The sequence below is a fragment of the Micromonospora fiedleri genome (assembly GCF_016774385.1).
Taxonomy (GTDB): domain Bacteria; phylum Actinomycetota; class Actinomycetes; order Mycobacteriales; family Micromonosporaceae; genus Micromonospora; species Micromonospora gifhornensis.
The window spans coordinates 258075-271616 of the sequence record NZ_JAETXL010000005.1 but is presented as its reverse complement, the minus strand read 5'-3'; the positions used below and the strand labels follow the sequence as shown (position 1 = coordinate 271616).

11 protein-coding genes are annotated in these 13542 nt (G+C 71.0%); 5 read left to right on the top strand and 6 right to left on the bottom strand.

Going from position 1 to position 13542, the window contains the following annotated elements:
• Positions 1-419: 419 nt before the first annotated feature.
• Entirely contained in the window at positions 420-1397 is a 978-nt protein-coding gene (locus JMF97_RS31785) for a DMT family transporter (protein WP_203222205.1), read from the bottom strand.
• 195 nt (positions 1398-1592) lie between these two features.
• Positions 1593-2285, bottom strand: a complete 693-nt coding sequence (locus JMF97_RS15360) for an SDR family NAD(P)-dependent oxidoreductase (RefSeq protein ID WP_203222204.1) — start codon at positions 2283-2285, stop codon at positions 1593-1595.
• A 189-nt stretch (positions 2286-2474) separates the two neighbouring features.
• Here JMF97_RS15360 and JMF97_RS15355 point away from each other — a divergent pair, with 189 nt between their 5' ends.
• The gene (locus JMF97_RS15355; protein WP_203222203.1) at positions 2475-3281 is read left to right on the top strand and encodes an Fpg/Nei family DNA glycosylase; all 807 of its coding nucleotides are present in this window, start codon (positions 2475-2477) and stop codon (positions 3279-3281) included.
• A 7-nt stretch (positions 3282-3288) separates the two neighbouring features.
• Here the strand turns inward: JMF97_RS15355 and JMF97_RS15350 are convergent, their stop codons facing one another.
• On the bottom strand, positions 3289-4659 hold the full coding sequence (locus JMF97_RS15350; RefSeq protein ID WP_203222202.1) for an FAD-dependent oxidoreductase: 1371 nt from the start codon (positions 4657-4659) through the stop codon (positions 3289-3291).
• A gap of 13 nt (positions 4660-4672) precedes the next feature.
• On the bottom strand, positions 4673-5821 hold the full coding sequence (locus JMF97_RS15345; protein WP_203222201.1) for a carboxylate-amine ligase: 1149 nt from the start codon (positions 5819-5821) through the stop codon (positions 4673-4675).
• A gap of 225 nt (positions 5822-6046) precedes the next feature.
• Here JMF97_RS15345 and JMF97_RS15340 point away from each other — a divergent pair, with 225 nt between their 5' ends.
• Positions 6047-7471: a carbohydrate-binding protein gene (locus JMF97_RS15340; RefSeq protein WP_203222200.1), complete on the top strand. Its 1425-nt coding sequence runs from the start codon at positions 6047-6049 to the stop codon at positions 7469-7471.
• A gap of 150 nt (positions 7472-7621) precedes the next feature.
• Entirely contained in the window at positions 7622-9019 is a 1398-nt protein-coding gene (locus JMF97_RS15335; protein WP_203222199.1) for a chitinase, read from the top strand.
• Between the two features lie 606 nt (positions 9020-9625).
• Here JMF97_RS15335 and JMF97_RS15330 read toward each other — a convergent pair.
• Together JMF97_RS15330 and JMF97_RS15325 are read right to left on the bottom strand one after the other, a co-directional pair.
• Positions 9626-10285 carry a DedA family protein gene (locus tag JMF97_RS15330; protein WP_203222198.1) on the bottom strand — a complete coding sequence of 220 codons (660 nt, stop codon included), beginning with the start codon at positions 10283-10285 and terminating at the stop codon, positions 9626-9628.
• Positions 10286-10364: 79 nt separating this feature from the next.
• A complete protein-coding gene (locus JMF97_RS15325; protein ID WP_307816925.1) occupies positions 10365-10955 on the bottom strand; it encodes a DUF1349 domain-containing protein in 591 nt (196 codons plus the stop codon).
• 62 nt (positions 10956-11017) lie between these two features.
• Here JMF97_RS15325 and JMF97_RS15320 point away from each other — a divergent pair, with 62 nt between their 5' ends.
• Positions 11018-12670, top strand: a complete 1653-nt coding sequence (locus tag JMF97_RS15320) for an alpha-amylase family protein (protein ID WP_203222196.1) — start codon at positions 11018-11020, stop codon at positions 12668-12670.
• A gap of 102 nt (positions 12671-12772) precedes the next feature.
• Positions 12773-13531, top strand: coding sequence for a 3-oxoacyl-ACP reductase FabG (fabG, locus tag JMF97_RS15315; protein ID WP_013735679.1), 759 nt, complete (start codon positions 12773-12775; stop codon positions 13529-13531).
• Positions 13532-13542: the final 11 nt, after the last annotated feature.

Here is a 13542-nt window from a genome sequence, read left to right as displayed (position 1 = left end):
TGGCGCGTGGCTCAACCGTATGCGCCCCCGACCCGCATAATCCACCGCAGACCCTTGCAGAAGGCAGCAGATCATTGCGTCTGATGGCCTTTCGCCGACTGATCGTTGCGCCGACTACGTGATCGACTTCCCCGCCCGATGTCCGCGAGTCGGTGGCCGCGGGGTTTGGTGGTGGGGGTGAGGTGGCGGCGCGCCGCCGCCGCCGTTTCGGCGTTGTGGGGGTGTCGGGGTGGGTGGGAGACCGCCGTTTCGGCGAAACGGTGGCTGGATGGGCTGCGGACACACGTCAGGGGCGGCGAATGGCCGCCCCTGACGACATGTGTGTGCCCGGCTGGTGAACCACCAGAACTGGTCGGGCTTGCGGCCGGTTCCTCACCGGCCGGGCGCCGGTGAACCACCGGCGCGGCGAAATGTGCCCACTAGAACCGATCCACAAACTGTGAATCAAGCCACTCGCGCAGTCGGGCCACCGTGTCACCGTCGGTGTTCGGCCAGTCGTACTGCCCGGTCATCGCCAGCACGCCGAGCACCACCGCACCGAGGCCGAAGGCGATCCCGAGCAGGGCGTCGGGCTTGCCGGCGATGTGTCGCCGCCGGGTGGCGATCAGGCCGAGCACGGCGAGCACCGCGCCGAGGGCACCGATGCCGATGCCGTACCCGGCAAGGGTCCCGGTGAGTACGAACAGCAGGCCGGCGACGCCGACGATCAGGCCGAGGGTGGCCAGCAGGCTGGGCCGCGGTCGCCGATCGGCAACCACCTGCGCTTCGTCTGCCGACTCCCGGTCACCGGTGCGCTCGACGCTGCCGTCCCGCTCACCGCCGAGCGGGTCACGCTCCGGGGCGCGCTCCAGATCGTCCGCGCGGGTCCGGTCGGTCACGCCGCTGCCGGCGATCACACCGGTGGCGGTCGTGCCGTTCCGGGTGGTCGTGCCGTTTCGGGTGGTCGCGTCGTTTCGGGTGGTCACGTCGGGGGTGGCGGAGGCGTCGTTTCGGGTGGTCGCGCTGGTGGGGGTGCGGCCCGCGGTGGCGGTGCGATTCGGGTCGGCGGTGTAGTTCGGGCCTGCGCTGGTGGCCTCGCGGGACACTGGGGCGCGTTCGCCCGAGGACGCGGAGGCGGCGTGGTCGCTGGGCGGTACGGGGGTGGTGGCGCGGGCTCGGCGGGAGCCGTCGACGCCGGAACGGGCCGTGGCGGCGGCCCGGGCAGCTGCCCGCTCGGCGGCTGGCCGATCGGCACTGGCGGCTGGGCGCTCGGTGGTGGGGGCCGCTGAGCTGCTGCGGTAGGCCCCATCGTTGCGGTCGGTGGGCCGGGTGTCGGTGGCGACCGTGGCACCGCGTTCGGCGTCCTCGTCGAGGGTCGTCGCCGGTTCCGTCCGGCGGGACAGCGAAGGAAATCTCATGGCTTCACCTCCTGATCATGCGTGGCAGGCAGGCCCCCACCCCCGACCACCCCCACGCGCCAACACCCCCACACGTACCCAGCGACTCTTCAGGCAACACGCACTCGCGGCAGATCTTGGTACGAAACGGCCCTTCTGAGGGCGCTTTCGTACCAAGATCTGCCGCGCAGCGAGAGGGGGAGCAGGGAGCAGAGTTCAGCGGCGGGGGCGGGTGAAGGGGGAGAGGGCGGAGGTGAGCAGGGCCATGCGGCGGGGGCGGGAGACGAGCACGGGGCGGTCGCGTACGCACCGCACGAGGACCTCGACCGCCTGGTCGACCGAGATCATCATAGGCCGTACCGGTCCCTTTGCCATTTTGGTGTCCACGAAGCCGAACCGGACGGTGGTCACGCTCACGCCCTGTCCGCGCAGCGCCGCCGACAGCCCCATCAGGTACGACGACAGCCCGGCCTTCGAGCCGGCGTAGCCGGGTGCGTCCCGGGAGACCAGCCGGTCGGCGAGGCTGGACAGCCCGATGAGGTGGCCGTCGCCGGCCGCCGCCATCCTCGGTACGACCGTGGACGCCGTGCGTACCGCGCCCATCAGGTTGACCTCGAAGGTCCGGGTCTGCGCGTCCAGGTCGGCCAGGTCGACGGGCTCGCCGATGCCGGCGGCGTACACGCAGAGGTCCACCCCGCCCAACTCGTCGATCGCCTTGCCGAGCACCTCCGGATAGTCCGGCGCGGTCACGTCGACGGTGTGATGGGTGTACGTGGGGACGGCGATGCGGTTGTCCCGGCGGGACAGCCCGGCGACCCGCCAGCCGTCGGCCAGCAGTCGACGGGTGAACGCCAACCCGATCCCGTCGCTGTTGCCGACCACCACCGCGCGCCGCACCCGATCCGTCATGACCCACCGTCCTTCTTCGCACCGGCGTGGCATCGCCGTCTCCGGCGTCCCGAGGCGCAATTGAACCAGACGTACGGGCATGATCCTTACCGGCGAGTAGTGGCAGAGCACCTCCTTCGATTGCGGCCGCCAACTTCATGCCCCTCCTGTCCGGTGAGTCGGGGGAAGGGCTGGCTACGCTTGGTGGTCGTGCCAGAGGGACACACGATTCATCGCCTGGCGGCTCGGCACGCCGAGTTGTTCGCCGGGGACAAGGTGCTCGCCACCAGCCCGCAGGGCCGGTTCGCCGAGGGTGCCGCGCTGCTCTCCGGGTCCGTCCTGGAGCAGACCGAGGCGTACGGCAAGCACCTGTTGCACCACTACGCCGGTGAGCGGATCCTGCACGTGCACCTCGGTCTGTACGGCAAGGTCACCGACGGTGACGGTGAGCCGCCGGAGCCGGTGGGGCAGATCCGGCTGCGGCTGGCCACCGACCGGCACTGGCTCGACCTGCGCGGCCCGACCGCCTGCGAACTGCTCACGCCACCCGAGGCGGCGGCGCTGCGGGCCCGCCTCGGCCCCGATCCGCTGCGCGCCGACGCCGACCCGCAGCGGGCGTACGCCCGGATCTCCCGCAGTTCGACGCCGCTGGCGGCGCTGTTGCTGGACCAGTCGGTGGTGGCCGGCACCGGGTTGATCTTCGTGACCGAGGCGCTGTTCCGCGCCGGACTGCCGCCGACACTGCCCGGCCGCAAGCTGACCCGCGCCGGCTGGGACGCGCTCTGGGCCGACCTGGTGGAGCTGATGACGCTCGCGGTCGGCACCGGCCGGATCGACACCGTCCGCGCCGAGCACCTGCCCGAGGCGATGGGGCGTCCGGCCCGCGTCGACCGGCACGGCGGTGAGGTGTACGTCTACCGCCGCCCCGACCAGCCGTGCCACGTCTGCGCCACCCTGATCAGCCGAGGCACCATCACCGCCCGCAACCTCTACTGGTGCCCCACCTGCCAGCGGTAGGGCTGGATCAGCGGGCGAGTTCGTCGACCGCCTTACGGGCGGCAACCAGCACCGGGTCCCAGGCCGGGGAGTACGGCGGGGCGTAGCCGAGATCCAGGGCGGTCATGTCGTCCACCGTCATCCGGTTCCACAACGCCACGGCCAGCGTGTCGATCCGCTTCGCCGCCTCGGACCAGCCGACGATCTGCGCCCCGAGCAGCCGGCCACTGGGCCGTTCGGCGATCAGCTTGACCGTCATCGGGCGGGCGCCCGGGTAGTAGCCGGCCCGGTTGGTCGACTCGGCGATCACCGAGACGAACTCGAAGCCGGCGGCCAGCGCGTCGCGCTCGCGCAGCCCGGTACGCCCCACCTCCAGGTCGCAGACCTTTGTCACGGCGGTGCCGATCACCCCGGCGAAGGTGGCGTACCCGCCGCCGATGTTGATGCCGGCGACCCGGCCCTGCTTGTTGGCGTGCGTGCCGAGCGGCACGTGCACCGGCATCCCGCTGACCCGGTGCAGCGTCTCCACGCAGTCCCCGCCGGCCCACACCCCGGGCACCCCGGCGACCCGCATCTGACGGTCCACCCGCAGGCCACCGGTCGGACCGATGGGCAGGCCGGCGGCCTCGGCGAGCGCGGTGTTCGGGCGTACGCCGAGCCCGAGGACGACCACGTCGGCCGGGATCGAACCCGCGTCGGTCCGTACGGCGTCGACCCGACCGTCGTGCTCGGACAGCCCGGTGACCTGCACCCCGGTACGGATGTCCACGCCCAGCCCGCGCATCGCGTCGGTGACCAGCCGGGCCATGTCCGGGTCGACGGTGGACATCGGCTGTTCGGCCCGCTCGACCAGGGTGACGGACAGGCCGCGCAGCACCAACGCCTCGGCCATCTCCACCCCGATGTAGCCGCCGCCGACCACCACCGCCCGCTGCGGCGGCGGGTCGGCGTCCAACCAGCTGCGCAGCGCCGATCCGTCGTCGAGCGTCTGCACCCCGAACACCCCGGCGACGTCGGTGCGCGCCCAGTCCGGCGTGGTCGGCACCGCTCCGGTGGCGTACATCAGGATGTCGAAGGGTTCGCGGATCTCGCCGCCGCCCGTCAGGTCCACCGCGGTCACCTCGCGGCGGTCCAGGTCGATCGCGACCACCTCGTGCCGCAGGCGTACGTCGATGCCGAACTTCTCCCGGTGCGTCGCCGGATCCCGGGCGATCAGCTGATCGCGGTCGGGCACCAGACCACTGATCCAGTACGGGATCCCGCACGCCGAGTACGACGTGAAGTGTCCCCGCTCGAACGCGACGATCTCCAGGTCGTCCCGATCCCGGCTGCGCCGGGCCTGTGCGGCTGCCGCCATCCCGGCGGCGTCGCCGCCGATGACGATCATTCGTTCCGCCACGGCAACCCTCCTGTCAGGCCGAGGGCTCGCCCCGGGTCTGTCGCGCCACCTGCGCCACCACATCCTGCAACCGTCCGGTACGGGCGTACGCCATTCGCTGCCGCGCCGCGCCGGTGCCGTGCTCGCGCAACCCTTCCAGCAGCCCGGTCACCTCGGCGTGGTCGCCGTGCCGTTCCAGGGCCGGGCCGAGCCGCCCGATGAGCTGGTGCAGCAGGTCCCAGGCCGGTCGCAGTTCGCCGTTGGTCGGATCGACCGCCGAACCCTCCAGCCCGTCGTGGGCGGCTCGCCAGTGCGCGCCGACCAGCAGATGATGGTCGGTGGGCAGGGGCGGCCGGCCGGCGGCGATGTCGTCCAACGAGGTCGCCACCAGACCGCGGACCAGGGCGGCGACCAGCACCGCGTCGTCCACCGTCGGGCAGACGTCACCGATGCGCAGCTCCACCGTCGGGTACTTGGCCGACAGGCGGGCGTACCAGTAGAGCATCCCCTCGTCGAGCATCACGCCGCTGGAGATCAGCTGACGGATCAGCCGTCGGTAGTGCTCGTGCGAGGCCAGGTACGGCGTCGGCGCCACCGAGGGCCACCGCTCCCACTCGATCGACCGCCAGCTGGCGTAGCCGGTGTCCGCGCCCCGGCTGAACGGCGAGTTGACGGTGATCGCGTGCAGGATCGGCAGCCAGGGGCGTACGTGGTTGAGCACCTGTACGCCGGTGTCGGGGTCGGGCACCCCGACGTGCACGTGCATCCCGTTGTTGCCCGGCCCGGGGACGAGCAGGCGGTACCGCTCCACCATCCGGTCGAAGCGGGGCTTGTCGACCACCGGCGGTACGGGACCGTCGACCGGTCCGGTGCCGATCGCGAGCAGCTGTGCCCCGGCCCGCTCGGCGGCGTCGGCGAGGGCGGCGCGCAGCAGACCGAGGGAGTGGCGGATCGAGGAGAGCTCCACTCCGGGTGGGCTGCCGATCTCGATCTGGCTGGTCTGGAACTCGCGCTCCACCTGCCCGCGCAACTCCGGCGGCACCTGCTCCATCACCTCGTCGACGGCGGGCACCGCCGCCCCGGTTTCCGGGTCGACGAGCAGGAACTCCTCCTCGACGCCCACCGTGAGCAGGTCGTTCTGTTCCGCCGCAGGGTGCGGAGCCACCGCAGGCTGCCTGGCCATCGCCACCACCGTCCCGCCTCAGCCGGGCGGTCGGGTCCGCACCGGGTCGCGGCGGCAATTACCCGCAGTACCGGTTGCCGGAAACGCCGTCCGCGCGTGGCGCACGACTCGTCCGGTCCGGGTGCGGTCGGCCGGGCCGGCAGATCGACATTGACAACTGTCCGGGCGGGACGTACAACTCCCTGAGAGAGCGCTCTCTCACCCGTCCCGTAGAGAGGCAACGCCATGACACCTACCCCGGCGGCCGCTGCCGCCCCGCCCGCCAGACGCCGGCTGCCACTGGCGTTGGCCGTACTCGTCACCGCCACCACCGGCCTGGCCGGGCTCACCGCGACCGCCGACGCCGCCGTGCCGCCGACCCCGTCCGGCTGGAGTCTGGTCTGGAGCGACGACTTCACCGGCGCCGCCGGCACGCTGCCGTCCGGCAGCAACTGGATCATCGACACCGGCACCAGCTACCCGGGCGGCCCGCCGAACTGGGGCACCGGCGAGATCCAGACGTACACCAACAGCACCGCCAACGTCAGCCACGACGGTGCCGGCAACCTGCGGATCACGCCGCTGCGCGACGGCGCCGGCAACTGGACCTCGGCCCGCATCGAGACCGTACGCAGCAACTTCAAGGCCCCCGCCGGTGGGGTGCTGGCCATCGAGGGCCGCATCCAGATGCCCAACGTCACCGGTGCCGCCGCCTCCGGCTACTGGCCGGCGTTCTGGGCACTCGGCTCGCCGTACCGGGGCAACTACCAGAACTGGCCCGGCATCGGCGAGTTCGACGTGATGGAGAACGTCAACGGGCTCAACACGGTATGGGGCGTGCTGCACTGTGGCGTCGCGCCCGGCGGGCCGTGCGACGAGTTCAACGGCATCGGCGCGTCCCGGGCCTGCCCGGGCAGCACCTGCCAGTCGGCGTTCCACACCTACCGCTTCGAGTGGGACGCCTCGATCAGCCCGCAGCAACTGCGCTGGTACGTCGACGGGCAGCTCTACCACACAGTCAGCCAGACCCGCGTCGGTGAGCCGTACTGGTCGCAGATGACCAGCCACGCCGGCTACTTCCTGCTGCTCAACGTCGCGATGGGCGGGGCCTTCCCGAACGGGGTGGCCGGCAGCGCCACACCCACCTCGGCGACCGTGCCGGGCCGGCCGATGCTCGTCGACTACGTGGCCGTCTACACCCGAGGTGGCGGCAGCACCCCGCCGCCGACGACTCCGCCGCCGACCACCCCGCCGCCGGGCGGCGTGCGCGACGCGTACGCGACCATCCAGGCCGAGTCGTTCAACGCCCAGAACGGCGTGCTCGTGGAGGCCTGCTCCGAGGGCGGGCAGAACATCGCCGCGCTGCGCAACGGCGACTGGGTCCGCTACGACAACGTCGAGTTCGGTTCCAGCGGGCCGCGTGACTTCGTGGCCCGGGTCGCCTCCGGCGCGGCGGGCGGGGTCAGCGGCCTGGTCGAGGTGCGGCTGGACAGTCCGACCGGTACGCCGATCGGCAGCTTCGCCATCGCCAACACCGGCGGCTGGCAGAGCTGGCGGTCGGTGCCGGGCAACGTGTCGTCGGTGACCGGGCGGCGCACCGTCTACCTCACCTTCAGCAGCGGCCAGCCCAACGACTTCGTCAACGTCAACTGGTTCCACTTCCGTCGCTGAGCTGCCGACCAGGGCCCTCGTCCACGCTTCTGCGGGCGGGGGCCCTTGCTCGACAACCCTGTCGCCAGCTCTGGACAGAAATAGTTAACACTCTTAATAATGGGCACCAGGTCGACGTCGATGGATGTCTTTTCCGGTCGGGAGGCAGGCATGAAACGGTCCAGAGCCCTGGTGTTGTCGGTGGTCGCCGCGCTGGCGGCGGCGCTGGGGGCGGTGTGGCTCGCCCCGGCCGCGTACGCCGCCTCGGTCACCGCGAGCTTCGTCAAGACGTCCGACTGGGGGACCGGCTGGGAGGGCAGGTACACGATCACCAACGGCGGCACCGCCACCGTCAACGGCTGGAGCCTCGGCTTCGACCTGCCCGCCGGCACCACGGTCGGCACCTACTGGGACGCGCTGCTGACCTCCAGCGGCCAGCGGTACACCTTCACCAACCGGTCGTGGAACGGCACCATCGCCCCCGGCGCGTCGGTCTCCTTCGGCTTCCTGGGCAGCGGCTCCGGCGTACCGTCGAACTGCCGTCTGAACGGCGCGGCCTGCACCGGCGGGACCACCCCGACCACGCCGCCGCCCCCGACGACCCCGCCTCCTCCGACCACGCCGCCGCCTCCGACCACGCCGCCCCCGACGAGTCCGCCGCCGGTGACCGGGCTGCCGAAGCACATGCTGACCGGCTACTGGCACAACTTCGACAACCCGGCCGTTGAGCTGCGACTGCGTGACGTGCCCGCCGAGTACGACCTGGTGGCGGTCGCCTTCGCCGACGCCACCGGCACACCCGGCGCGGTCGGCTTCGCCATCGACCCGGGCCTGTCCGCCTCGCTGGGCGGCTACACCGACGCCGACTTCTCCGCCGACGTACGCACCCTGCAGAGCCGGGGCAAGAAGGTGATCATCTCGGTCGGCGGGGAGACCGGCCGGGTGGTGGTCAACAGCTCCGCGTCCGCGGTGGCCTTCGCCGACAGCGTGTACGCGCTGATCCAGCGGTACGGCTTCGACGGTGTCGACATCGACCTGGAGAACGGCCTCGACCCGACCTACATGGCGCAGGCGTTGCGCTCGTTGCGGGCCAAGGTGGGCAGCTCACTGATCATCGCGATGGCGCCGCAGACCATCGACATGCAGAACCCGGCCACCAGCTACTTCAAGCTCGCGCTGGACATCAGGGACATCCTGACCGTGGTGAACACCCAGTTCTACAACTCCGGGGCGATGCTCGGCTGCGACAACAACGCCGCGTACGCCCAGGGGACGGTCAACTTCATCGTCGCGCTGGCCTGCATCCAGTTGGAGGCGGGACTGCGGCCCGACCAGGTCGGGCTCGGCCTGCCGGCCGGTCCCGGGGCGGCCGGCGGTGGCATCGTCGCGCCCAGCGTGGTCAACGCCGCCCTGGACTGCCTGACCCGCGGCACGAACTGCGGCAGCTTCCGCCCCCCGCGCACCTACCCCGCCCTCCGCGGCGCCATGACCTGGTCCATCAACTGGGACGTCACCCACAACACCTCCTTCGCCCGCACCGTCTCCCCCCACCTCCGCACCCTCCCCTAGCCACCCCGCCCTCCCGCCCCCTTCTACTCCCCGCGATCTTGCACTTTCGGTCGCCGTTACGAGGCTTAAGGCCGATATGCCCCGACAGGAAGTGCAAGATCGGTGGGCTCGGTCCCCGGCAGGCGCAGCCCTGCCGGGGCCAGCCCTTCGCGGGGTAAGCCCTGCCCACCCACCCCACTCCCCGCGATCTTGCAGTTGTGGTCGCCATTTCGAGGCTTAAGGGCCGATATGCCACGACGGAAAATGCAAGATCGGCGGGGCTTGGCTCCTCGGCGGTAGTCCTTGGGTGGACTCAGTCCTTGGGCGGGGCGCAGCCCCTCCTGGTGGACGGGCTCAGCCCCTGGGCGGGCTCAGCCCCTGGGCGGGCTCAGGCCGTGGGTGGGCCCAGCCACGCGAGCCGGGCCCTCGGCGGGTTCAGCCTTCGAGTGCTCAACCCTTCCGGGCGGGTCCAGCGCCGCCCGCCCGCCCCGCCCTGGCCCTCGCGATCTTGCACCTTCGGTCGCCGCTATGGACGGTAAGTCCCTTTATGTCCAGACAGAAAGTGCAAGATCGCGGGGAGCAGGGGCGGGGTCGGGGCGGGGGCAGGGTGGGGGGAGGGGTTAGAGGTTAGGGGTGGGTGGGGGTGCGGGGGTGGGTACGGCGGCGGTGTTTTTTGAGGGCCCAGGTGGCGAGCATGAGGGCCAGGATGGCCAGGATGCCGTAGTCGAACCAGGAGCTGTAGCGGTCGATCTGGTTCCAGCGGGAGCCCAGGGCGTAACCGAGGCCGATGAAGAGGCCGTTCCAGAGGGCGCTGCCCAGCGTGGTGAGGGTGACGAACTCGACCAGGGGCATGCGGTTCGCGCCGGCCGGGATCGAGACCAGGCTGCGGACCACCGGGGCCATCCGGCCGAAGAAGACGGCCCAGCGGCCGTACCGCTCGAACCACCGGTCGGCCTTCTCCAGGTCGTCCAGGTCCACCAGGGGTAGCCGGTCGAGCCAGCGTTTGAGTCGGTCCTCACCGACGGCGGCACCGAGCCAGTAGAGCACCAGCGCGCCGAGCACCGAGCCGACGGTCGCCGCGACGGTCACCACCACCACGTTGAACCGGCCCTCACCGGCGAGGTAGCCGGCCAGCGCCAGGACGATCTCGCTGGGGATCGGCGGGATGATGCTCTCCAGGGCGACCAGCAGGGCGACACCCAGCGGGCCGGCCGCCTCGATCACCCCGGCCACCCAGCCGGTCAGCCCGCCGACCTGACTGGGGTCGACGTCCTGGGCGAGCGCCATGGTGATGCCTCCACGGGGTAGTCGGCGTGCCGACGTACCTACCCGGCGGCGTGCCGGTGAACACCCGGCAGCGGAATGCTCACTCCTGTGGGTGCAGCGTCGCGTCGGCCGGGCCCTGCCGCCAGGCACTGAAGCGGACGGTCAGGCCACCTCGGCTGGGCGAGCAGCAGTACGGCCCGGCGGCTGCCGGTGCGTCCCCGTCCAGCGGGGCGAGCCGGACCAGTTGCCAGGGCTCGCCGGCCGGCCGGGCCCGTACGATCAGCGCGTCAGCGACCCGGCTGACCCGTACGGTCACCTCCCGGCCCGCCCACTGCGGCACCGGGGCCACCGACCAGTCGGAGAACTCGTTGGTCACCACCGCGCCGATCTGCGGCTGTCCGTCGCTGATCTCCACACCGGTCTTCACCCAGTTCCGGTCGTCCACCCGCACCAGCACCCCGGCCTGGTCGAACTGTTCGGCGTAGTCGAGCCGGAAGTCCACCTCCACCGCGCTGCCGACGGGGAAGTCCACGAGCAGGGCCGGCGCGAAGTCGTGCACGAACCCGTAGCCGGTGTGGCGCCACAGGTCGCTACCCGCCTGCGGTTCCACGCTCAGGCCGCCGTCGGCGTCCTCGACCGCCCGCACCGGCTGTTGGTGCCACTTGCCGCTGGACCACTCGATGCTCTGCACCACGGCACCGTAACGGGTCGCTCGGGTTTGCCGTCGCCGCGCCCGGGAGAAGGTACGGGGGCATGTCTGACAGGTGGTACTCGGAGGCGGTCGTGTACTGCCTCGACATCGACACGTTCGCCGATTCCGACGGCGACGGGGTGGGTGACTTCCAGGGGCTGATCGGTCGACTCGACTATCTCGCCCGGCTCGGGGTCACCTGCCTCTGGCTCAACCCCATCCATCCCTCACCCAACGAGGACGACGGGTACGACGCGACCGACTTCTACAACGTCGACCCCCGTCTCGGCACGCTCGGTGACTTCGCCGAGCTGCTGCACCAGGCGAGCAACCGGGGCATCCGGGTGATCATCGATCTGGTGGTCAACCACACCTCCAACCAGCATCCGTGGTTCATCTCCGCCCGGTCGTCGCCGGACTCGCCGTACCGTGACTGGTACATCTGGTCCGAGCACGAACCGGCGGACCGGCACCAGGGCATGGTCTTCCCCGGCGAGCAGCACGAGACCTGGACCTACGACCGCACCGCCAAGGCCTGGTACTACCACCGTTTCTACAAGTTCCAGCCCGACCTGAACATCGAGAACCCGCAGGTCCGGGCGGAGATCAAGAAGATCACCTCGTTCTGGCTCCAGCTCGGGGTCTCCGGCTTCCGGATGGACGCGGTGCCGTTCATCATCGAGCGCACCGAGCCCGGCAATCCGAACTCGCCCAAGGACTTCGACTTCCTCACCGACCTGCGCCAGCATGTGCAGTGGCGGCGCGGCGACGCGGTCCTGCTGGCCGAGGCGAACGTCGAGCCGGATCAGCTGCCGGCCTTCTTCGGTGACGGCAGCGGCTCGGGCAACCGCATCCACATGCTCTTCGACTTCATGCTCAACGGTCGGCTGATGCTCGCCCTGGCCCGGGAGGACCCGGAGGTGATCATCGAGGCGTTGCGGGACACCCCGAAGCTGCCCACCGGCGGGCAGTGGGCGACCTTCCTGCGCAACCACGACGAGATCGACCTGTCCCGGCTAACCGCCGACCAGCGCAACGACGTACTGGCGAAGTTCGGACCGGACGAGAACATGCAGCTCTACGGCCGGGGCATCCGTCGTCGGCTCGCCCCCATGCTCGGCAACGACCGTCGGCACATCGAGTTGGCGTACTCGTTGCAGTTCTCGCTGCGTGGCACCCCGGTGTTGCGCTACGGCGAGGAGATCGGGATGGGGGAGGACCTGGCGTTGGAGGGGCGCGACGCGATCCGTACCCCGATGCAGTGGTCCTACCAGGAGAACGCCGGCTTCTCCACCGCGGAGCCGGAGAAGCTGATCCGCCCGGTGATCGACAAGGGGGAGTACGGCTACCAGCACGTCAACGTCACCGCCCAGCGCAAGGATCCGCGTTCGCTGCTGGGCTGGTTCGAACGGATGATCCGTACGCTGCGGGAGGCGCCGGAAACCGGCTCGGGCAGCACCAGCCACATCGACGTACCGATGCCCCCGGGCGTGCTGGCGCACCGTGCCGACGGGCCCACCGGGACGATGGTCTTCCTGCACAACCTCGGCACCTCCGACGTCGAGGTCGACCTGAGCACGCTGGCCGAGGAGGCGGAGCTGCCGATCGACGTGCTCAGTGACCGCAACTACCCCGAGGTCGGCAAGCTGGACCGGCTCAAGCTCGCCGGGCACGGCTACCGGTGGATCCGACTGCGCCTGGGTCACGAACGCTAGACACGGCCCGGCCCCGCGTCGGCTCTTTCGTCGCGGGCCCGGCTGTGGCGTACGACTGCGTTACGCTCCTTCGATCGAGCCACAAGTTACCGGGAGGTAATCATGTCGGAGGAGCCCCGCGTCGCCATCGTGACCGGAGCCGCGCGCGGCATCGGCGCGGCGACCGCCCGCAGGTTGGCGGCCGACGGTCTGGCCGTCGCCGTGGTCGACATCGAGGAGTCGGCGACGAAGGAGACTGTGGACGCGATCGGCTCGGCCGGCGGCCGGGCGCTCGGCGTCGGCGCCGACGTGTCGGACCGGGCCCAGGTGGAGGCCGCCGTCGAGCGGGTCGTCGCCGAGTTGGGCGCCCCGACCGTGCTGGTCAACAACGCCGGTGTGCTTCGGGACAACCTGCTGTTCAAGATGACCGACGCCGACTGGGACACCGTCCTGGGCGTACACCTGCGGGGTGCCTTCCTGTTCAGCCAGGCCGCGCAGAAGCACATGGTCGAGGCGAAGTGGGGTCGGATCGTCAACCTCTCCAGCACCTCGGCGCTGGGCAACCGGGGGCAGGCGAACTACGCGGCCGCCAAAGCCGGCATGCAGGGCTTCACCAAGACCCTCGCGATCGAGCTGGGGCCGTTCGGGGTGACCGTCAACGCGGTCGCGCCGGGCTTCATCGTCACCGACATGACCGCCGCCACCGCCGCCCGGATGAAGATCGACTTCGAGGCGATGCAGAAGCACGCCGAGGCGGAGATTCCGGTCCGGCGGGTCGGTCGGCCCGAGGACGTGGCCCACACCATCTCGTTCCTGGCCAGCGAGGGCGCGTCCTTCGTCTCCGGCCAGGTCATCTACGTCGCCGGCGGCCCCCGGGACTGACCCCGGCGGTT